The 20554-nt window shown below is 61.7% G+C and carries 24 protein-coding genes and 1 tRNA gene; 19 read left to right on the forward strand and 6 right to left on the reverse strand.

Going from position 1 to position 20554, the window contains the following annotated elements; all coding sequences use genetic code 11:
• Window positions 1–55: 55 nt before the first annotated feature.
• The 14 genes from VMA09_01890 (at window position 56) to VMA09_01955 (ending at window position 11296) form a co-directional block, all read left to right on the forward strand.
• Window positions 56–141 (forward strand) — tRNA-Leu (locus tag VMA09_01890).
• A 144-nt stretch (window positions 142–285) separates the two neighbouring features.
• Entirely contained in the window at window positions 286–582 is a 297-nt protein-coding gene (locus tag VMA09_01895) for a hypothetical protein (GenBank protein HUA32329.1), read from the forward strand.
• A 49-nt stretch (window positions 583–631) separates the two neighbouring features.
• Window positions 632–1096, forward strand: a complete 465-nt coding sequence (locus tag VMA09_01900) for a hypothetical protein (GenBank protein HUA32330.1) — start codon at window positions 632–634, stop codon at window positions 1094–1096.
• A gap of 28 nt (window positions 1097–1124) precedes the next feature.
• Complete coding sequence (locus VMA09_01905; GenBank protein HUA32331.1) at window positions 1125–1877, forward strand: DUF4189 domain-containing protein; 753 nt, start codon at window positions 1125–1127, stop codon at window positions 1875–1877.
• A 96-nt stretch (window positions 1878–1973) separates the two neighbouring features.
• Entirely contained in the window at window positions 1974–3395 is a 1422-nt protein-coding gene (cysS, locus tag VMA09_01910; GenBank protein HUA32332.1) for a cysteine--tRNA ligase, read from the forward strand.
• Window positions 3396–3487: 92 nt separating this feature from the next.
• Complete coding sequence (locus VMA09_01915; protein HUA32333.1) at window positions 3488–4354, forward strand: AAA family ATPase; 867 nt, start codon at window positions 3488–3490, stop codon at window positions 4352–4354.
• A gap of 52 nt (window positions 4355–4406) precedes the next feature.
• Complete coding sequence (locus VMA09_01920) at window positions 4407–5441, forward strand: hypothetical protein (protein ID HUA32334.1); 1035 nt, start codon at window positions 4407–4409, stop codon at window positions 5439–5441.
• Window positions 5442–5468: 27 nt separating this feature from the next.
• Complete coding sequence (gene ltaE, locus VMA09_01925; GenBank protein ID HUA32335.1) at window positions 5469–6515, forward strand: low-specificity L-threonine aldolase; 1047 nt, start codon at window positions 5469–5471, stop codon at window positions 6513–6515.
• A gap of 14 nt (window positions 6516–6529) precedes the next feature.
• Complete coding sequence (locus tag VMA09_01930) at window positions 6530–7312, forward strand: SDR family oxidoreductase (protein HUA32336.1); 783 nt, start codon at window positions 6530–6532, stop codon at window positions 7310–7312.
• Window positions 7313–7367: 55 nt separating this feature from the next.
• Entirely contained in the window at window positions 7368–8810 is a 1443-nt protein-coding gene (locus VMA09_01935; GenBank protein HUA32337.1) for an amino acid permease, read from the forward strand.
• A 15-nt stretch (window positions 8811–8825) separates the two neighbouring features.
• Complete coding sequence (gene tadA / locus VMA09_01940; protein ID HUA32338.1) at window positions 8826–9293, forward strand: tRNA adenosine(34) deaminase TadA; 468 nt, start codon at window positions 8826–8828, stop codon at window positions 9291–9293.
• A gap of 49 nt (window positions 9294–9342) precedes the next feature.
• On the forward strand, window positions 9343–10470 hold the full coding sequence (locus VMA09_01945; GenBank protein HUA32339.1) for an amidohydrolase family protein: 1128 nt from the start codon (window positions 9343–9345) through the stop codon (window positions 10468–10470).
• A gap of 22 nt (window positions 10471–10492) precedes the next feature.
• Window positions 10493–10696, forward strand: a complete 204-nt coding sequence (locus VMA09_01950; protein ID HUA32340.1) for a hypothetical protein — start codon at window positions 10493–10495, stop codon at window positions 10694–10696.
• A 3-nt stretch (window positions 10697–10699) separates the two neighbouring features.
• A complete protein-coding gene (locus VMA09_01955; protein ID HUA32341.1) occupies window positions 10700–11296 on the forward strand; it encodes a class I SAM-dependent methyltransferase in 597 nt (198 codons plus the stop codon).
• Window positions 11297–11301: 5 nt separating this feature from the next.
• Here the strand turns inward: VMA09_01955 and VMA09_01960 are convergent, their stop codons facing one another.
• Window positions 11302–12576: an AMP-binding protein gene (locus VMA09_01960; GenBank protein HUA32342.1), complete on the reverse strand. Its 1275-nt coding sequence runs from the start codon at window positions 12574–12576 to the stop codon at window positions 11302–11304.
• A 517-nt stretch (window positions 12577–13093) separates the two neighbouring features.
• Between VMA09_01960 and VMA09_01965 the strand changes: the two genes are divergently transcribed.
• Entirely contained in the window at window positions 13094–13936 is an 843-nt protein-coding gene (locus VMA09_01965; protein ID HUA32343.1) for a methyl-accepting chemotaxis protein, read from the forward strand.
• 17 nt (window positions 13937–13953) lie between these two features.
• On the opposite strand, the gene VMA09_01970 is transcribed toward VMA09_01965, so the two are convergent.
• The 5 genes from VMA09_01970 to VMA09_01990 all read right to left on the reverse strand — a co-directional run bounded on the left by VMA09_01970 (window position 13954) and on the right by VMA09_01990 (window position 17491).
• Window positions 13954–14544, reverse strand: a complete 591-nt coding sequence (locus VMA09_01970) for a hypothetical protein (GenBank protein HUA32344.1) — start codon at window positions 14542–14544, stop codon at window positions 13954–13956.
• A 48-nt stretch (window positions 14545–14592) separates the two neighbouring features.
• Window positions 14593–15825, reverse strand: coding sequence for a vWA domain-containing protein (locus VMA09_01975; GenBank protein HUA32345.1), 1233 nt, complete (start codon window positions 15823–15825; stop codon window positions 14593–14595).
• A gap of 114 nt (window positions 15826–15939) precedes the next feature.
• On the reverse strand, window positions 15940–16383 hold the full coding sequence (locus VMA09_01980) for a biopolymer transporter ExbD (GenBank protein ID HUA32346.1): 444 nt from the start codon (window positions 16381–16383) through the stop codon (window positions 15940–15942).
• Between the two features lie 36 nt (window positions 16384–16419).
• Window positions 16420–16860, reverse strand: a complete 441-nt coding sequence (locus VMA09_01985) for a biopolymer transporter ExbD (protein HUA32347.1) — start codon at window positions 16858–16860, stop codon at window positions 16420–16422.
• Window positions 16850–17491 (reverse strand): MotA/TolQ/ExbB proton channel family protein, encoded by a 642-nt coding sequence (locus tag VMA09_01990; GenBank protein HUA32348.1) that lies wholly within the window; start codon window positions 17489–17491, stop codon window positions 16850–16852. The genes VMA09_01985 and VMA09_01990 overlap by 11 nt, the downstream gene beginning before the upstream one ends.
• Window positions 17492–18000: 509 nt before the next feature.
• Between VMA09_01990 and VMA09_01995 the strand changes: the two genes are divergently transcribed.
• Genes VMA09_01995 through VMA09_02010 form a run of 4 tightly spaced genes read left to right on the forward strand, consistent with a single transcriptional unit; the run spans window position 18001 to window position 20501 of the window.
• Complete coding sequence (locus VMA09_01995) at window positions 18001–18579, forward strand: hypothetical protein (GenBank protein HUA32349.1); 579 nt, start codon at window positions 18001–18003, stop codon at window positions 18577–18579.
• A 12-nt stretch (window positions 18580–18591) separates the two neighbouring features.
• Window positions 18592–19527, forward strand: a complete 936-nt coding sequence (locus tag VMA09_02000) for an SDR family oxidoreductase (GenBank protein ID HUA32350.1) — start codon at window positions 18592–18594, stop codon at window positions 19525–19527.
• Window positions 19528–19539: 12 nt separating this feature from the next.
• Window positions 19540–20067, forward strand: a complete 528-nt coding sequence (locus tag VMA09_02005; protein HUA32351.1) for a hypothetical protein — start codon at window positions 19540–19542, stop codon at window positions 20065–20067.
• A 5-nt stretch (window positions 20068–20072) separates the two neighbouring features.
• Entirely contained in the window at window positions 20073–20501 is a 429-nt protein-coding gene (locus tag VMA09_02010; GenBank protein ID HUA32352.1) for a CoA-binding protein, read from the forward strand.
• Window positions 20502–20554 lie beyond the last annotated feature (53 nt).

Raw genomic sequence — 20554 nt, forward strand, 5'->3', positions numbered from 1 at the left:
GGCGCAAGTCCGCTCCGGATTCGGCCCCCTCTTCTTCGATCCGGAACTTCTCGATGCGCGGGTGGTGGAATGGCAGACACGCCAGTTTGAGGGGCTGGTGGTAGCAATACCGTGCGGGTTCAAGTCCCGCTCCGCGCACCAATCTCCTTCAATATCTTCAGATTGGCGAGCATGTTAGGCATGGCTCTTCCTTTCCGATCCTCTCGGATGGTTTAAGAGAAGCGGGACTGCTTTGTGCCCATAAATTGGCGCCGAAACATTGCGGTGATGCGGCACTTGGGCGGCATGACGAGGTGCGATATCCGGCGATGGGTCGAGAACGCGATCATCATCCTGCTCGGGATTTTCGCCGCCATTTACATCGGCGACTTTGTCACGTTTAAGTGCCACTTCCCGCCGGGCCGGACCCTGCTTTCGACGATTAATGTAAAAGTGTTCTACATGATCCCGATCAAAGGCGGCAAAGTGCAGATCGAGGAAGCCGATCCTGAAACTCAAGTATGCTCCCACAGCCTTTTCTCGCAGGGCGGGTATCCGCCCTGCTGGAGAACCAAAAACGTGAAGTGGGTCGATCTGCGTTAGAGCGAAGTTCAGTATAACACCTCGAAATCTGGGCGAGCGGAGGAGTTCTATGCCGCGTGCAAAATCGTTATTGGCAACCGTGGCAGTGATTGTGATGATCGGGCTCGGCGCGCAGGCTTACGCCATCGTTCCGTGCGCCCTGTTGACGGCCGACGATGTGGCGGGGGTGACGGGTGGGGCGGTGAACGAAATCTCGGCCGCAGGCACGCCGATGGCCTCGACCACCTGCACCTACAGCACCTCCGTCGACAACGGCACGGTGACATTGATGCTCGGCGGTGGCGCGGCCCAGTTTGATCAGAGCGTCAGTTTCGGGGCGAAAAATGGTATGCCGTACACGGCGCTGAGCGGCGTTGCCGACAAGGCGTACGTTAACAATCAGTGCGGGCAGCCCTGCGCTCAGGTGTTCGCGCTCAAGGGAAGCACCTATTTTCTAATCACTGTCCAACAAGGGCCCAACGATGCGAGGTCGGCCGAAGCCCTCGCGCGCAAGGTCGCGGCCCGGACCAAATAGCCGCGATGATGTTCGGAGCGCAATTCAAGTGAAGCTTGGTACGACCCTCACGATAGTGTCGATGCTGATCGTCGTTCTGACGGCGCAAGCCGGAGCGGCGCGGGCGGACACTTACGGCGCCATCGCCTTCTCCCAACAGACCGGTTACGACGCATGGTCTGTCGATACGGCCAGTGCCAGGAGTGCCGAGACAAGGGCGCTTTCGAGCTGTACTCAGAAGGCCACGGACTGCAAGATCGTCGAAAGCTTCTCGAATAGTTGCGGCGCTCTTGCCGTTGACGTCAATAATCACTTTGCCATCGGGCAGTCTGACAATACTCAGGAAGCCCAGACCGAGGCCCTCAATGCGTGTCGCCGTGCGGGAGGTTCTCGCTGTCAGATCAGGCTTGCGCAGTGCGTGAACCCGCCAACGCTTAACGCGCGGCCGGGTCTGTGGCGGCTCAGCAGCCAGGAGATCCGCAACGGGCAGAGCGCGCCTGCCTCAACCTCGTCTCGATGTATCCAGCCGAATCAGATTCCGCCGCACAACTGGGTGTTCTTCCTCGATGCGGCCTCTTCTGACAGCGCTTGCAACCGCACAAATCTGAGCGCGAGCGCCAACACGATCAGGTGGACATTCGATTGCGAGGGCCAGGTTCAAAGAACCACCCACGGCTCGATCATGTTCAATTCTCCGCAACATTACACCGGCACCATGACAACGATGACCGGCAGTCAGTCTCCCGCCGATTCAATCCACCTCGATGGCCAATGGACCGGTCCCTGTAACACCGCGCAGTGAAAGCCTCCAGGCTCAGAAGTCTGTTGCTGACGAGGTACGAACTATTGCCGCCTTGTTTGAGTTGACCGCGGCACGATAGTCTTTTCGGAAATCCCGGTGAAGCCGCTACATATTTTTAATACTTTGAGCCGCGCGGTCGAGGAGTTTCAGCCGCTCGATGCGCCCAATGTTTCGCTCTATTCGTGCGGGCCGACGGTCTATCTGCCGCAGCATCTGGGCAATATGCGCGCTTACCTGTGCTGGGATTTTCTGCGCCGCACGCTCGAGCTCGACGGCTATCGCGTGCGCCACATCATGAATGTCACCGATGTCGGGCACATGACGGGCGACGAGGATGCGGGCGAGGACAAGGTGGAGAAGACCGCGCGCGCCCAGGGCAAGACGCCGCTCGAAGTCGCGAACTTCTACCTCGATCTTTTCAATCGCGACTGCGCGACGCTCAATATCGAGCCGCCCACGATCCAGTGCCGTGCCACCGATCATATCGCCGAGATGATCGCGCTCATCGAGCGAATCATCGCGGGCGGCTATGCCTACGTGAAAAAGAGCGGCGTTTATTTCAACGTCGAGAAGTATCGCGGCCCGAACCGCATCGGACGGCTCTCGCGCCAGAGCCTCGATGAGCAGCACTCGGGCCAGCGCCTCGAGCATTCGCCCGACAAGCGCAGTCCACACGACTTCGCGCTCTGGATGCTCAATCAGCCCGGCCACTTGATGCAGTGGAACAGCCCGTGGGGCCGCGGCTTTCCGGGATGGCATATCGAGTGCTCGGCGATGTCGATGAAATATCTCGGTGACACGATCGATATTCACACCGGCGGCATGGACCACATCCCGATTCATCACGAGAACGAAATTGCGCAGTCCGAAAGCGCGACGCACAAGCCCTTCGTGCGCTACTTCATGCACAACGCGTTTCTCGTCGGCAAGGAGGGGATGAAGATCAGTAAGAGCGCGGGCAAGTTCCCGCTGCTGAGCGATCTCGCGCCGGCGGGATTTAATCCGCTCGCATTCCGGCTCTTCTGCTTCAGCGCCAAGTACCGTTCGGAAATTGTTTTCTCCGATGAAGGATTGCGCGCCGCGCAAAGCAATCTCGACTACCTGTACGAGTTCGCGCGCAACGTGCCCGACGACGCTTCGGCCGCCGCCAGCGAATGGACGCGCGAGTACGACGAGCGTTTCCGCGAATCGCTGAACGACGATCTGAACACGCCGCGCGCACTCGCGGCCGCGCTCGAGCTCGCGGCAGAAGCCTACCGGCGCAAGGACTTTGGCGCGTGGCCCGCGATGCTCACCTTCGATCGCGTGCTCGGCCTCAACCTGCTGCGGCATCGCGAGGCCACTCGCGCGAGCGCGATACCGCCCGATGTGCAGGCGATGATCGATGAGCGTGCCGCGTCGCGCAGAGCGCGCGACTTCCAGCGCGCCGACGAGCTGCGCCGCGAAATCGAAAGCCGCGGCTACGAGATCAAGGATAACCGCGACGGTACTGCGACCTATCAGCCGCGCAAGATCTGACTGGCGCGGCTCTTTTCGCGCACTTTTGCCTTGAATGCGCGACCGATAACCACTTACAATCGCGCTTTGACGCTGTCCGACAAAGGCATTCGATGGGAATTGAACTAAAAAAATTCGACACCCGGCTGAAAGCCGAGGGACCCGAGGTCAAGCATCTCGATCCCGCGGCGACGCCCTACTACCTCACGATTGGCGACGAAGCTGAGATTTTCGAGGCCGCTTACAAGGCGCGCCTGCCGCTCTTGCTCAAGGGCCCGACCGGATGCGGCAAGACTCGCTTCGTCGAGCATATGGCGCACAAACTCTCAACGCTTCCTGACGGTCCCAACGAACTGATCACCGTCGCCTGCCATGAAGATCTCACCGGCAGCGACCTCGTCGGACGCTTTCTGATCCAGGCCGACGAAACGGTGTGGGTCGATGGCCCGCTGACGCAGGCCGTCCGGCGCGGCGCGATTTGCTATCTCGACGAAATCGTCGAGGCGCGCAAGGACACCACCGTCCTTATCCATCCGCTTTCGGACCATCGGCGTATCCTGCCGATTGAAAAGCGCGGCGAGACGATCGAGGCGCACGACGGGTTCCTGCTCGTGATCTCGTACAACCCCGGCTACCAGAGCATCCAGAAGAACCTGAAGCACTCGACGCGGCAGCGCTTCGTTACGATCGAATTCACCTATCCGCCGGCTGACAAGGAAGTCGAGATCATCGCGCACGAAGCGGGCGTCGATCACGATACCGCCTACCAGCTCGCGGTGTTGGGCGAGAAGGTCCGCCACCTGAAAGCCTCGGGCCTCGAGGAAGGCGTCTCGACGCGCCTTCTGATCTACGCGGGCGAGCTGATCCAGCAAGGGATCGCGCCGCGCCGCGCGGCAACGGTCGCGGTCACGTGGTCGCTGACTGACGAGGCTGACAGCAAGCGCGCCATCGACGAAGTCGTCAAAGCAATTTTTCCATAACCACTGGCGCTCGCGCCGTGACTTGTTCCTGATGTTGAAAGCGAGGTCGCAGATGTCACGCAACCACAACCTGCTCTACCCGGCTCTGGCACTTGCAGCGACGCTCGCACTCGGAAGCGGCGGAATCGCGTTCGCCCAAGTTGAAGGCGCCCAGCCGCAAACCGGACCGCGGCTGGATTTTCCCGCCGGCCTCGCCACCGACGGCCGCACGCTTTACACCGCCAACAGCCGCAACAACACCGTGGTCGGAATCGACCTGACGTCGCATTCGATCGCGCCGCTGGTCGGTACGACCTTCAAGGATGGCAGCAATGACGGCGTCGGCGACGCCGCGCGTTTCAACAGTCCCGACGGGATGGTGATCGTCGGCCAGGACCTTTACCTTTGCGACACCAACAACTCGGACATCCGCAAAATTAACATTCCGTCACGCACAGTCTCGACCTTCTCCGGCACCGCGAATATCGCCGGCACCGACGATGGCAAAGGCGATACGGCGCACTTCAATCTGCCGACCCAGATCGCGACCGACGGCACCTCGCTCTATATCGCCGATAGCGGCAACTCGACGATCCGCCGCATCACGATCGCCGACGGCATCGTGAAAACGATCGGCGGCCAGGCCGGCACCCAGGGCAAGGAAGACGGCCCGGCCTCCAAGTCCCAGTTCAACGGGCCGCGCGGCGTCGCCACCGACGGCAAGAAAGTTTACATCTCCGACACCGGCAACGACATGATTCGCCAGATCGATCTCTCCAGCGGAGAGACCTCGGCCCTCGCGGGGACGGGCGATGAGGGCAGCACCGACGGCGAGGCGGACAAGGCGCAGTTCAACAATCCGGGCGCAATCTGCACCGACGGCACTTTCCTGTACGTGCTCGACGCCGACAATCACGCGATCCGCAAGATTAACCTCGCCACCAAGCAGGTCTCGACTCTCACGCAGGTCAACGGCCATATCGGCTCGGGATGCGCGATCAGCTCGGACGGCAAGGTCGTTTATTTTTCCGATACCACCGAGAACGCGGTCGAGCAGGTCGATACTTCGAGCGGCAATTTCACTTCGGTGTATCCTCTAGGTCAGTAAGCGCCGCACGCGCGGGGGGCTCGTGTCATGATCGATTTGCGTAGCGATACTGTCACGTTGCCCACGCCCGAGATGCGCGAGGCGATCGCGCGCGCCGAACTCGGCGACGACGTTTACGGCGAAGATCCCACCGTCAATCGGCTGCAGGAGATGGCGGCCTCCATCACCGGCAAGGAGGCTGCGCTGCTGGTGCCGAGCGGCACGATGGCGAACCTCGCCGCGATGCTCACGCATTGCCCGCGCGGCACCAAGGCCATCGTCGGCCAGCAATCTCATACGAATCTATATGAAGCAGGCGGCGCATCGGCGCTCGGCGGCATCGTACTCAGCGCGATCGAAAATACCGAGGACGGCGAGCTCGAACTCGACGATCTCGAGCGCGAGCTGGCAACTTCCGCCGACGCGCACTTTGCCCAGCCTTCACTGGTAGTTATCGAGAACACCCACAATCGTATGAGCGGCGCCGCCGTGCCGCTGTCGCACATGAACGAAGTCGGCGAGCTCGCGCATCGGCGCGGCCTGCCGCTGCATCTCGACGGCGCGCGCATCTTCAACGCGGCGCTCGCACTCGAAACGACGCCAGCACATGTCGCGATGGTGGCCGACAGCGTTTCGTTCTGCCTCTCGAAAGGGCTCTCGTGTCCGGTCGGCTCGCTGCTGTGCGGAAGCGAGGAGTTCATCGCGCAGGCCCATCGCACGCGCAAAGTGCTGGGCGGCGGGATGCGCCAGGCGGGTATCCTTGCGGCGGCGGGAATCGTCGCGCTCACCACGATGGTCGATCGGCTCGCTGAGGATCATCAGAACGCGCGCGCACTGGCGCAAGGCCTCGCGCTCATCGCGGGCCTCAATGTGCAGCCAAGCGCGAATCGCACCAACATGGTCGTGTTCGAAATCGACTCCGATGACGACACTGCCCGCCAGTTCCTGTCCGCAATGAGGGAACGTGAGGTGCTCCTGTCACCGCGCGGCGGCGCCTCCTTCCGCGCCGTCACGCATTACGGCATCACCGCCACGGATATCGGCCGCGCCGTCGCCATCGCAGCGCAGGTCGCGGGCGAGATCTTCGGCGACTGAAGGTTTGATCATCGATGGATTCGCTTGAGGCTTTGTTTTCGCTGCGGGGTCATCGCGGCCTCGTCACCGGCGCGTCTTCGGGACTGGGAGTTGAGTGCGCCACAGCGCTTGCGCTCGCGGGCGCGGATGTCGCCGTGGTCGCGCGCCGCGCCGATCGTGTCAAAGCACTCGCCGACGATCTCGCACAGCAATACGGCATCAGGGCCGTCGGTATCGGCGCCGACGTCACTTCGGAAGCCGACCTCGATCGCGTGATGAACGAAGCGGTCGCGGCGCTCGGCGAGATCGATATTCTCGTCAATAACGCCGGCGTATCGCCCACCGGCCGCGCGGAGAACTTCAAGCGCGAGTTGTGGGATCAGACGCTCGCCGTGAATCTCACCGCGCCCATGATGCTCGCGCAACGCGTCGCACGGCGGCTCATCGCCGCGAAGATGCCGGGGCGCATCATCAACATGGGATCGATCTACTCCACGGTGGCGAGCTCGGTTTATCGGCTCTCCGCATATACCGCTACCAAGGCGGGGCTCGCGAACCTCACACGCCAGCTCGCCGTCGAATGGGCGCCGTACAATATCCTCGTCAACACGATCGCGCCCGGATGGATTCCCACCGAGGCCACCGAGGGCGGAATCGCCAAAGCCGGCAACAAGGAAAAGATGGAAGCCGGCACGCCGCTCGCGCGGCTCGGCACGCCCGAGGAATTGCGCGGCGCGGTGATCTTCCTTGCCAGTCCCGCTTCAAGCTACGTTACCGGGTCGGTGCTATCGGTCGACGGCGGCTACCAGGCGTGGTGAGCCCCGCGCGTCGTCCGCGGCACCAGCTTTCGAGCGGGGAGCGAAGACGGCGGGGATGAACAACTCGACACTGCGGCACCAGGCGCTGCGGCGCAAGCCGGCTTCCGTTCTGATGGCGGATGCCGAGAGCCACTCGGGTGGCCTCAAACGCGCTCTGGGAGCCATCGATCTGACCGCGCTCGGAATCGGCGCGATCGTCGGCGCTGGGATCTTCGTGCTGACCGGCGTCGCCGCGGCGCGCTACTCCGGTCCCGCCGTAGTGCTCTCGTTCGTCGTGTCGGGATTCGCCTGCGCGATGGCGGCACTGTGCTACGCCGAGTTCGCCGCAATGATACCCGTCGCAGGCAGCGCGTATTCATATTCGTACGCGACGATGGGTGAGCTGGTCGCCTGGATCATCGGATGGGACCTCGTGCTCGAGTACGCGGTCGGCGCCTCGGCCGTCGCCTCAGGATGGTCGGGCTATCTGCTCACGATTCTCGACGGCCTCGGCATCCATTTGCCGGTCGCACTGACGCACGCGCCCGGGTCGGTAGCGGGCGGTGTTGTCGATTTGCCAGCGCTGCTGATCGTATTTGTCATTTCGGGCGTGCTCTACATCGGGATCTCCGAGAGCGCGCGCCTCAACTCGTTCATCGTCGGCATCAAGTTGTTCGTGATCGGCATCGTGATCGTCGTCGGCGCGTTCTACGTGAAGCCCGCGAACTGGTCGCCGTTCGCGCCGATGGGATGGTCGGGTGTGATGAAGGGCGCGGCTGTAATCTTCTTCGCTTATATCGGTTTCGACGCGGTCTCGACTGCCGCTGAAGAAGTGGTTAACCCGCAGCGCGATCTGCCGCGCGGCATCCTGGGATCGCTGTTTGTCTGCACCACGCTCTATATCCTCGTCGCGGCCGTGCTGACCGGGATGGTCCCGGCGAAGATCATCGATATCAAGGCGCCGTTGGCCTCGGCATTCGTGCTGCGCGGTCTGAATTTCGTCTCGGGCGTGATCTCGCTGGGCGCGGTCGCGGGTCTCACCTCGGTGCTGCTCGTGCTGCTGCTGGGGCAATCGCGAATCTTCTTCGCCGTGTCGCGCGATGGCTTGCTGCCGCCAGCATTCAGCAAGATTCATCCGCGCTTTCGCACCCCTTACATTCCCACGGTGATCACCGGAGTCGCCGTTGGAGTAACGGCGGCATTCCTGCCGATCCAGGAGATCGCGGAGCTCGCTAATATCGGCACGCTGTTCGCCTTCGTGCTCGTATGCTTCGGCGTGTGGATCCTGCGCCACATCGAGCCAACGCTGAAGCGCCCGTTCCACACGCCGCTGGTGCCGCTGGTACCGATTCTCGGCGTCCTCTGCTGCGGATACTTGATGAGCAGCCTCCCGGAAGTGACCTGGATCAGATTCGTATTGTGGCTGGCGATCGGCCTCGTGATTTATTTAAGTTACGGCCGCTACCACAGCCGCGTCGCCCGAATCGAAGAAGCGCAACCCGCAGCGTCGGCGCGATAACACGCTAAGGTTGCGATGACGCCGGCTGCCAATGATCTCAAGTTCATGGCGATGGCGCTGGAGGAGGCGCGACTCGGCGAAGCCGCTGGAGAAGTGCCAGTTGGTGCGATTGCAGTGCGCGATGGCGTCGTAGTAGGGGCGGGACATAACTGCCCGATCTCCACGAAGGATCCATCTGCGCATGCCGAGATCGTCGCCCTGCGCGCGGCGGGTGCGGCGTGCGGCAGCAACAGGATGCCGGGGCTTACGATCTACGTCACGCTCGAGCCGTGCGTGATGTGCGTCGGCGCGATGCTTCATGCGCGCGTCGCCCGGCTCGTTTACGGCGCACGCGACGACAAGGCGGGCGCGCTCGGCTCGGTGTACGACATCGGCCGCGACGGCCGCCTCAACCATCGACTCGAAGTTTACCCGGGCGTGATGGAAGCGGAGTGCGCCGCGATGCTACGCGAATTCTTCCAGGGCCGGCGCGGCGGCGCCTGAGGCGAATCGCTACACCCTTACGGCCTGTGTTAGAAATAAGGAAATGAGCATGTCCGAATCGTTCGTTGTCGATTGTGATTCACACGTGATGGAGCCGCCCGATCTCTGGGAGCGCTACCTCGAGCCGGGTTTGCGCGACCGCGCGATCAGGATCGTCAAGGATCCCGCCGACGGACTCGAAACCTTGCTCATCGACAATCAGCCGCTCTTAAAGGGCGTGCTCGCCGGCCTCGGCGGCGCGAACCTGCCGCGCCAAGAGCTTTTCGTACCAGGCGCGAAGACATATCTGGACGGATGCCCGCCCGCGAGCTACGAGCCTGGCGAGCGCGTCAAGCTGCTCGACGATTGGCGCGTTAACAAGGGCGTGTTGTTTCCAACCGTGGGAATTCTCTGGGACGTCGCCGATAACACGCTCGCGACGGCATATGCGCGTGCCTACAACGACTGGATCTACGATTTCATGTGCGCGGCGCCGGGCCGAGTGATTCCGATTGCGCATATCGCGCTGCAGGACGTTGACGCGGCGCTCGCGGAGCTCAAGCGATGCCTCAAGCGCGGATTCAAGGGAATTTTCCTCGCGCCCGAGACGGTGAACGGCAAGCGCTTCTCGCATCCTGATTTCGATCCGATCTGGAACGAGTGCCAGGAGGCGGGAATTCCCGCGTGCCTGCATGTGATCGTGCGCTTCAATCGCGCGCCTGGAATCATGGGCCAGTTCTATCAGCCGGGAGAATTCCGCACCGTGTTCGGCTTTGCGCTGGGCGGCTTCGCGCAGGTCGTGCCGGCCGCGATGACGATGGTCGCCGACGGTTTGTTCGATCGCTTCCCGCGGCTCAAGGTTCTATGCGTCGAGGCGGGATGCGGATGGGTACCGTACATCATGGATCGCATGGACCAGAAGAACGATCTGCTGGGCTGGACCTATCCGCTCAAACTGAAGCCGTCGGATTATTTTCGCCGCAATATCTGGGTCGTCGCCGAGCCCGAAGAGAGAACGATCGGCGCCGTGATGGATATGCTCGGCGAAGAGCGCGTGCTGTGGGGTTCGGACTATCCGCACGTCGATTCGAATCTCGAGGCGCCGAATCTCATCCGTCACAGTATCGCGGGGCTCAGCCCGGAGCGTCAGCGCAAGCTCCTTGGTGAGAATGCTCGCGGCGTATTTCCACTCTCTTAAAACCCGAACAGGGGAAGCGCCGATGCCATCCGAGAAGGCCAAGGACAACAAGAATCTCGTCGCGACGTGCGCGGCTTGCAGTAAGAGCGTGTCGACCGAGAGCGCAGTCGCACTCACGGGAGCCGAGGACAATCGTCGTAAACAATTCGTCGTATGCGTCGCCTGCGCGAACGGCGGCTGGCGCCCGCCCGGCTTCAGCGGTCTCTACAGCCCGCGCCGCGCGTGACCCGTGGCGACAAACGCGTGGCGCAAGGCGTGGGAGCACTTCAGGGGACGCGGCGCGTTTCCGCATCAATTCGCTTTCCTGCTGGTCAATCCGCTCCGCAACCTGATGTTCTCGCCGCGCGAGCTGGTCGCCCGCCTTCACTTGAGCGCGAACTCCCAAGTGCTGGAGCTTGGTCCGGGGCCTGGCTTCTTCAGCGTCGAGGTTGCACGCCGTATTCCCAGCGGTCATCTGTCGCTGGTGGATGTGCAACGCGAGATGCTGATTAAGGCAGGCGCGCGAACCAGGCGCGCAGACGTTTCCAACGTGAGTTTCGTCCAAGCCAGTGCGAGCGCGCTGCCTTTTGCACACGAGGTCTTCGACGCCGCCTTTCTGGTCACGGTGCTGGGCGAGGTCCCCGATGCCGCGGCCTGCGTCGTCCAGTTACGCGATGCTCTCCTTCCCGGCGGTCTCTTGTCGATTACCGAGCTCACCGGTGATCCCGACGCAATGACTGAAAGCGATATCGTCGCGCTAGCGACAGCCGCGAATCTCCAACCCTCAGAGACATTCAAGAAGCGGTTCGGCGTCACGGTCAACTTCAGAAAGCCGGCCGGGATTTAGTCAAATCAGTCCGAGAGCTCCGAGAGCGCGACCATGAACTTGCCGGCGCGCGAGCGTTGAATCTCGTTCACTTCCTGAAAGTCGATCGATACCGGGACGCCCAGGATTCGGTTGAATTCTGATTGGACGCTGGAACGCGCTTCGCCCTCGAACGCCGCTGCTTTGGTGAAGCGCACGAGGAAGCTACCAAGAGCGGTTTGCACGAGTTGAAACTGGCGGAGTTCAGGGCGCGCTTTCAGCGGCTCGACTAGCGGCCACGGCGAGATCAGGCGGCCGTCGCTCGCGCGAAATAGATTCAGCCCGCGTCCGAGTACGCGACCGATCATCGGCAGCGTGCGACCGCAATCGCATCGCGAGACGCTGGCCGCGACGGCATAGTCGCCGATCTCATAGCGGATGAGTGGCATCACTTGATTTTCAAGCGTCGTCGCCAGCACGCGACCCATCACGCCGGCCGCCACGGGCGCATCGTCATCGCCAACGATCTCAATCCGCACGTGCTCGGCATTCACGTGATAGCTGCCGCGCGGACATTGCCAGGCAAGAAATGCTTCGGTCGAGCCGTAGTTGTCGGCGATCCGCGCCCCCATCGTCGTTTCGACCCGCTCGCGCAGCGTGTCGTCGAGCACCTCCGCGCCGGTGAAGATTTGCCTGAGCGTTGGCAGCCGCACTCGCTGCTCCTCGAAAAACGGCAGAATGCCCTCGAGATTCGACGGGAATGAGTAGATGTATCGCGGATTGCATTTGATGAGCCACTCGAACTGCTCGTCGAAGGCGTCGATGTTCGGCAGCGAGTTGCCGATCTTGAAAAGCCGGTGGCCGGCGAGCTTAGAGTCGTCGCTCGTATCGGTCATGAAGTTGAGCCTGACCAGCCACGCGGTGCGGCCGAGCGGATTCCATCCGTTCTCGCGCAGGTAACGCGCACGCGCGGCGAATCGGCCTTGCTGATGGCCCGCATCAAAGATGAACTCCATCGGCATCCCGGTGGAACCCGACGACCAATCCGTCAGCAGCTTCTCGCCGCGATGCTGTTCGCGCACCGAGCGGTTCAGCTCAGCTATATCGCGCCGCCGGAGTATCGGAAGTTGCGCAAAATCCCGTGCGCCCGGAGTGTCACGCCCGAATCGCCGGGCGTAGAAAGGCATCTTCGCGGCGGCCGAGAGCACCTCGCCCAGACGCGCGTCCTGCCATGCGCGCAGCTCGTCGTCACTCCAGTACTGCGATCGCCTGAGCTGCGCATAGCGGGGCAGCGTCCGCAAAAGTCGAGCAAAAGTTGCCATGGGCCATAATTCGATTGAGCGGCAGGATATCAACCCAGCTCGCAAACAGAAAATTGGTCGGCCGATGGCCGACATATTGCTCCTCACTGTTCTGTGGCATGAGTTGGCCCCAGTCGTATCGCTGCGGGCACACCCAGGCCCGAGATCGTCTCAGAATCGGAGCGTCACTGACTCGAATGAATATCAAGAACCTGGGTTTACGGACGAGGTTGATGGCGGCTTCATGCTGCTCGCGATTGTCGCCGGATCCATCGGCTTAATCGGAAACATCAATCTGCGCGCGATGCAGCGGGCGGTCGTTCACTCTACGAGATGAATACGGCGCCGATGCCGGTGCTCTCGCATCTATCGATCACCTTTCAGAAACTGAGAGTAGCGCTTCGCGACTACCTGGCCGCCAAGACTCCGGAGCAGAAGTCGAAGTTTCAAGGACAAATCGGGAAACTCAGCGACGATCTCGACCAGACCGTGGAATCCTACGATCCGGGCACTCTCGCTCCTGCGCAACGAGCGATCTTTGGAAAAATTCCTCGCCGCGCGCCGCTCCTACTCGGATTACAAAGCGCGCATTGTCGCGGCGGTCGATGCGGGAAAGCCGGAAGACGGATGGGCGATTCTCTGGAGCGACGGTTACGCGAACGAGGCGGACCGCGCCGCTTCAACCGCGAACCTGGTCACGCAAAGACTCCAAGGCGTCGCCAGCGCCACCGAGGAGATGGGCTCGAGCATCAAGGAAATCGCCGCCAACGCGCAACAGGCCGCGCAGATCGCCACTTCCGCCGTGCAGGCCGCCGAGTCCGCGAATTCGACGATGGCCAAGCTGCGCGAATCGAGCACCCGGATCGGCGAGGTCATCAAGGTGATCACCTCGATTGCGCAGCAAACCAATCTGCTCGCGCTCAATGCCACGATCGAAGCGGCGCGCGCCGGGGAAGCCGGCAAGGGTTTCGCCGTCGTAGCCAACGAGGTCAAGGAGTTGGCCAAGGAAACCGCACGCGCGACCGAAGACATCGGTCAGAAGATCGATACGATCCAGTCCGACACGCGCAATGCGATCGACGCGATCAGTCAAATCGGCGGCGTGATCGCGCGGGTCAACGATATCGCCAACGTGATCGCAAGCGCCGTCGAAGAACAGACCGCAACGACCAATGAGATCACGCGCAATGTCGCCGAGGCTGCCAGCGGCGGCGGCAAAGTCGCCGAGAGTATCAGCGCGGTCGCACGCGCAGCGCAGGGCACGTCGGCGGGCGCAAACGATACGCAATCAGCGGCGGTCGAGATGTCACAAATGGCCGCGGCGATGGAGAATACACTATCCGCATTTAAATACGACGGCGCTGCGCACGGTTCGCGATAGCTGCTGCGCGGCGCCGCTCAGTCGGCACCACCGGCGTGGTCTGCGGCCTGCTGGGCGGCTGCGGCCGCTGCCGCCGCCGCGGCATGAGTCTGGGCGGCTTTTTGCTGGGCGGCCTGGCGCTTGTCGCCACGCGCGATGTTACCCGTCATCTTCGCGCCCGCGGCCGCACCAAGGGCTTGCTTCTCCCACTTGGGCTTGGCGATCTCAACCCACTTGCCGTTCTCGAGCGCGTAAGTGAAGACGAGATACTTGAGCGTTCCGGTCGCCGCGCCTTTGCTGCTGCCGGGCTTGTTCGGATCGTACTCGGCACCGCCCATCTTGGCGCTGACCGTCACCTGGTGATGCGGCCCGTAGGTCGGCAGGTACTCGAATTTCATCTGTAAATCCACGTAGGTCTGCTTGTCGGCTTTGCGTTTGTCCTGCTCGTCAAAGTAGGGCCCTGCTTCATCCGATAGATGGTCTTGCAAGGACTGGATGAGGGCGGGCGGCAGATCCTTCTGCTCGCGCATCGGACGACGCATGTCGTAGGCAAGCGCGCGTGGCGCGGGAAAGGCAAAAAGAAGCGCGGCTGCGAGTGCAGCCGCGCTTGTGATGGTTGAGTTCCTCATGGTCATCTCTCCGCTATTTAGTATAGCGCGAAGAGACAATCATTTCCGCTATTGGCCGCCTCCGCCGCCCGATCCTCCACTTTGGTTGAGACCGCGACCGAATGCGGCGACCTGGTTCTGCCATTGCTCGCCGAACGCGAGGATCAGCACCTGCTGGTTGATGTGCGCGTCCTTGGACAGCGAACGCATCGCACCACCTCCCGCAGTCGCGAGCACCCGATACGCAGCTTGCGTCTGACGATAGAACGCCGGCAGCGGTGAAATCTTCGGCGGCTCCTCGCGATGCACCTTCAGCCAGAACTCGCGCTCGAACCGCTCGTGTTCTTCTGCCGCCACGTCAACCGTGTTGAACGTGCCGTTCTCGTCCTTGAATTTGTGGATCAAAGCGAGCAGCGGCTGGAAGTCCTCCTTGTGCGGCGGCGAATCTCCGACTAGCACGATGACTTTCTTCGCGTACGGCTTCCAGTCCATCTTTTCGACCGCTGTCTGGACCGCGCCGTAGGTATCTTCTTCCCACTCACCGCCGCCCATCGCCTGGATGCCGCTCAAAAATGTCGCCAGCTTTTGCGGGTTCAGTGTCAGCGGCTGAATCTGCATCTTCTCGCCCTGGCCGCCGAACACGATGATCCCAACGCGCGCAATCGGCACGAGTCTGTGCACAGCCGTGACGAGCTGTGCCATCTTCGCCTTAACGTCGTCGATGATGAGGCTCATCGAACCGGTGCCGTCGATAACCAGCACCACATCGAGGCCCTTGCGGCGCAATTCACCGATGAATCCGCCGAAGCCGGACCCGATACCGCGGCCGTAACCGGAGCCCATGCCGCCGCCACGACCGATACCGATACCGCCGCCGCCCGCTGAACGCACATAGTCGTTCGCGAGGCCGACTGCCTGCGAGGTATCAACCGCCGTGGGCGATTCGGTTGTCTGCGGAGCGGAGTCAGGCATTGGCACTTCCGGCATATCGAGATCTTGCATCTCGTTGCCGCCGCCACCGCCGCCGCCCGCTTCGAGGTTGACCATGATTAGCTCGCGACCGCGCTGTTCGTGGACCGTGATGATCAGGAACAGCAGCGCGATCACGTGCAATGCGATGGAGAGCGGGAATGGTCCAATGAAGAGCCGCAGATAATCCTTGATCTGCTGCAGGCGGCTCGCATCGGCCTCGTCTTCATCGCGACGAAGTTCCGCCGCCGCCTCGCGTTTGGACATGAGCCGATACAGGAAAAACGCGACGACGAACGTAGACAGAACCAGAGCTGCGATAATTATTACCATATTAAAGCGTGCTCCCCGCCTGGGCCGAGGTAGTCAGACCCGGGTCGAGATTCCCAAATATTATACTCCCGTGCGCGTTCCCCGCGCGCCACAAATTCCCCAAGCCACGTTAGATCACATCCCGCCTGCGGGCGGAGCCGCGCCACCACCACCGCCGCCGCCAGCGGAAACCGCGATCGCGATTGCCGACGCGCCAGCGCTCTTGGCGATGTCCAGGATGCGCACCATGTCACCCAGAATAACCTTCGGATCCCCCTGGAAGATCACGATCTTGTCGGGCGATGCGTCCAGCGCCGTGTGCAGCGCCGGCATCAACTCCGGCTCGGTCACGGACTTCTCGCCGACGTAGATCTGGCGATCGGCCGTGTACGTGACGATGACGCCCTTGGGTTTGTCGGTCGGCGCCGATGCTTCGGCCTTGGGCAGATCGACGTGTGCCGCGGACTCGATCGTCACCGCCGTCGTGACCATGAAGATGATCAGCAGGACGAGGAAGATATCGGTTAGCGGGGTGATGTTGATCTCCGAGAAGACCCCACCGCCCCTGTTACTGCTCATTGCCATTGGCGATACTCCTAGGCCTCAGCGGCCGCGTCAGCCTCCGGAGGACTGGTTGGCGAGCTGTGCGCCCGTCACCCGTTTAGCCGCGATCGCTATCTGCCCTGCGCCTGCAGCCTTGGCGATATTGAGGATGCGTACCATGTCGCCCAGCAGCACTTTGCGATCACCCTGGAAAACGACGATCTTCGCATCGACCTTGCCCAGCGCCTCGCGCAACTGCGGCAGCAGCTCGCGCTCGGGAACGTCGCGCGAGTTGACGAACAGCTCGTGCTGCGACGTGTAGGTGACGATCACGCCCTTGTTCTCGGGGTTGGTGTTCGTCGCGTTGGGCAGATCGACGTGCGCCGCCGACTCGATGGTGACCGAGGTGGTCACCATGAAGATGATCAGCAGAACCAGGAAGATATCGGTCAGCGGGGTGATGTTGATTTCGGAGAAAACTCCGCCGCCCCCGCCAGGTCCGCTAATTGCCACGCGACTGTCTCCCCTGCAGGGCCGCGTCGATCAGGCGATCGGAGTTGATATGCATGATCGCGTTGATGTTCTCGATGCGGACCGAGAAGTAGTTGAAGAAAATAACCGCGATGATCGCGACGGCGAGTCCAAGTGCCGTCGAAATGAGCGCTTCAGAAATACCGGCCGCGACGACCGAGAAACCGCCGGTGCCCATGATGGCCATCGACTGGAAGGCCACGAGAATACCGACGACCGTGCCGAACAGCCCGATGAACGGGGCCGAGGAGCCTGCGGTCGCGAGCACCCAGACATAGCGCTTGAGCTCGATACCTTCCTGGTAACGGCGCTCATCGTCGAGCTGGAGCAACTGGTCGCGATCGAGGGTCTGTGAGGCCGCGATCAACGTGTGATAGATACGCTCGGCTGCGTTGGAACGGGCCTGCGTCGCCTGCAGTGCTTCGTTGAATTTGCCCTGCCGAAGCTGCGGGATGAGTGCATCCGCCAGCTTGGCCGCCCTGGGCGCTACGCCCCACAGTTGCCATACGCGCTCAAAAATGATCGCCAGGCAAATGACGGAGATGAACAGCAAGGGGTAGGTGGCATAGTAGCCCTGCTGGATCATTCCCAGAATACTGAATTGACTCTGCATCTCTTATCCTCTCAACTGTGAATAGATTTGAGCGGCGCATATTGGTCCCGCTCGACCGTTGTAACTGCCCCAAAGCCTCTGCGGTTCTCTAAACCGGCTGTAACCAAACTTCGAGCCCCACCAGCCGGCCAAGACCTAGCGGTCTTAGAGATGGCGCGGAAAGTTTGAATGCAATAGTCCCGGGGCATTTGTCAAGAGCCCGTAACCTGAGCCCGGCGAAACATCTGTAATCTTTGCAAAAGTCGCAGCCTGAGCGCGAGTTCCCATGACGCGCCCGGCGGGGTAATCTTATGGACTTGCTTGGTGACCTTGGGCGAAATTCCAATCGGGCAGGCAGAGAGTTGGGCCGCGATTGTCATCCCCTACGGCATTCCCAGGCCGATTCGAGCTCCGTCACCAGCTTGACTTCTTGGTCCCTCAATTCTATCAAGAACTGGACCGCTCCGCGGTCGTTCTTTTTCCAGAGCATTGCAACTTTGAGAAATTTGTCCCTGCAATTAATTATGACGGTGCGCCGAGCACTAATCTTCATCCCACGCGTGAGCGTAGCCGCGCTCGTCGCAATTCTCCTGATCGCCGTCGGATGCAAGCCGAAGCCGGCGCCGATTTCCTACGAGCCTCCCCCCGAGCAGCATCATCCCGACGCCGAGGAGACGAGCAAGGCCATCCCGTCTGATCTCTTCCCCGATATGCCGATGTATCCGGGGATCAAGGTCGAGCACGTTCGCAAGCCCAAGGGTGCGATGCGCGAGATCGTCTTCTCCTCCGACGGCCAGATGCAGCCGATGGCGGCCTACTACAAGGAAGAGCTCAAGAAGCACGGCTACAGCATCACGTCGTCGCTCATCATGCCCGCGCGTAAGACCTGGTCGTGCGATTTCAGCAAGGAGGGGCGCCCCGCCAGCGTCATGATTTATCCTGACGACAAGAACAAATCGCTCATGACCGTGGATTTGATCTACGAGATACCGAGCAAGACCGAGGAGGCCTTGCGCGAGCCCAAAGAGGATTTTGACGTGGTTGGACCGGGCGAGGTTGCCCAGCAGGCGCCGACTCCGAATGCAACTAATAAATCGAAGGAAAACTGAAGAGGAACTAACATGGCACTATTGGACGGAAAAGTTGCGGTAATCACCGGCGCCGGGCGCGGTATCGGCCGCGAAGAAGCCCTGCTGCTCGCCAAACACGGAGCCAAGGTCGTCATCAACGATCTCGGCGGTCACTTCGACGGCACCGGCCAGTCGCGTTCGCCAGCCGAGGACGTGGTCAAGGAGATCCGCTCCGCAGGCGGAGAGGCCGTCGCCAACTTCGAGAGCGTTACCGATTTCAAGTCGGCCAAGCGCATCATCGATTGCGCGATCGACAACTTCGGCAAGCTGAACATCGTCGTTAACAACGCCGGTATCCTGCGCGATCGCATGATCTTCAACATGAGCGAAGAGGATTGGGACGCCGTCGTCGCCGTGCACCTGAAGGGCACCTTCAACGTCGCTCGCCACGCCACGTCGTACTGGCGCGAGCAGCATAAGGCCGGCAATGTACTCAACGGCCGCCTCATCAACACCAGCTCGGATTCGGGCATCCTGGGCAACGCGGGCCAGAGCAACTACGGCGCGGCCAAGGCCGCAGTCGCCGCGATGGCGATCATCGTCGACCGCGAGATGAGCCGCTACGGCGTCACCGCCAACGCAATCGCGCCTGTCGCGCGAACCCGCCTGACAGTCGACGCGACCCCGCAGACCGCGGCCGGAATGGGCACCGCCAAGGCCGGCGAGTGGGATCCGTTCTCACCGGCGCACGTCGCCCCGCTTATCGCGTGGCTGTCGAGCGACGACGCCAAGGATGTCCATGGCGAAGTCTTCCGCGTCGGCATGGGAACCGTCTTCCTGATGAAGGGATGGCATACCGCGGCCAAGGTCACCAAGAAGGGCTCGATGTGGGAGCCGGCCGAGCTCGGTGCCAAGCTCAAGGAAGAGCTCGGCAAGGGCGCGACCAAGAAGGAGAGCATGGGCGAAGTGATGAGCGGCGGAGTCTGAGCGGAGTCTGATTTGTCCGAGCATCAAGCGAAACCGAAAGGCGCGGCTCCTCGCGAGCCGCGCTTTCGTTCCGTCCTTTTCATCTGCGCGGCCAACACCGCGCGCAGCGTGATGGCCGAGCACATCCTGCGCCGCGAGCTGCGCAAGCACGGCATCGAAGAGCATCACGTGACGATCAAGTCCGCCGGCATCGCGCCCTACGCGCGCGACGGCGCACTCGTCTCGCTGGACACAAAGATGGCGCTGCGCGAGGACGGTATCCACCTCGACGACGAGGCGACCTCGACCGACTTGAAGCGCCATCCCGAGATGCTCGACGAGGCCGAGCTCGTGATCGCGATGACCGATCAGCAGGCCAAAGACCTCCTCGTGCGCTTCACCGTGTCGCATCCTGAGCGGGTGCATACGCTGCGATCCTTCGCGGGCGAGAAGGGCGATATCGACGACCCCTACGAAAAAGGCGACGTGGTTTTTTCCGAGTGCCGCGAAGAAATCAAGCGGCTGATCCCGGAGCTGATCGAACGAATTTTCGTGGAGTAGGCGCGATGGAATTTGAAAATCCCCCGGACGCAGAAATTCGCGCGATCCTGTCGCATCCCACGACCGTCGCGGTCATCGGATGCTCCGACAATCCCGCACGCGACAGCCTGAAGATCGCCAAGCTCCTGAAATCCCACGGCTTCCGCGTGATCCCGGTAAATCCCCAACTCGCCCCCGATGCGCTCAAGCGCGACCTGGGCGAGCGATGTTATCGCGATCTCGCCTCGATTCCCGACGCAATCGAAATGGTCGACGTATTCCGCAGATCAGAATTCGTCCCCGAAGTAGTCGAGCAAGCGATCAAGAAAGGCGCCAAAACCCTCTGGTGCCAGCTCGGCGTAATCCACCTCGAAGCCTCCCGTAAAGCTCAGAAAGCCGGCCTGAAAGTGATAGTGGACCGCTGCCCAGCAATAGAATACGCCCGCCTCTTCTAGTCAGCCCGCAACAACAATCAGTCATCTCTATTTCTAAGAGCCTTCCCTGACCG

The sequence above is a fragment of the Candidatus Binataceae bacterium genome (assembly GCA_035508495.1).
Lineage (GTDB): Bacteria > Desulfobacterota > Binatia > Binatales > Binataceae > JASHPB01.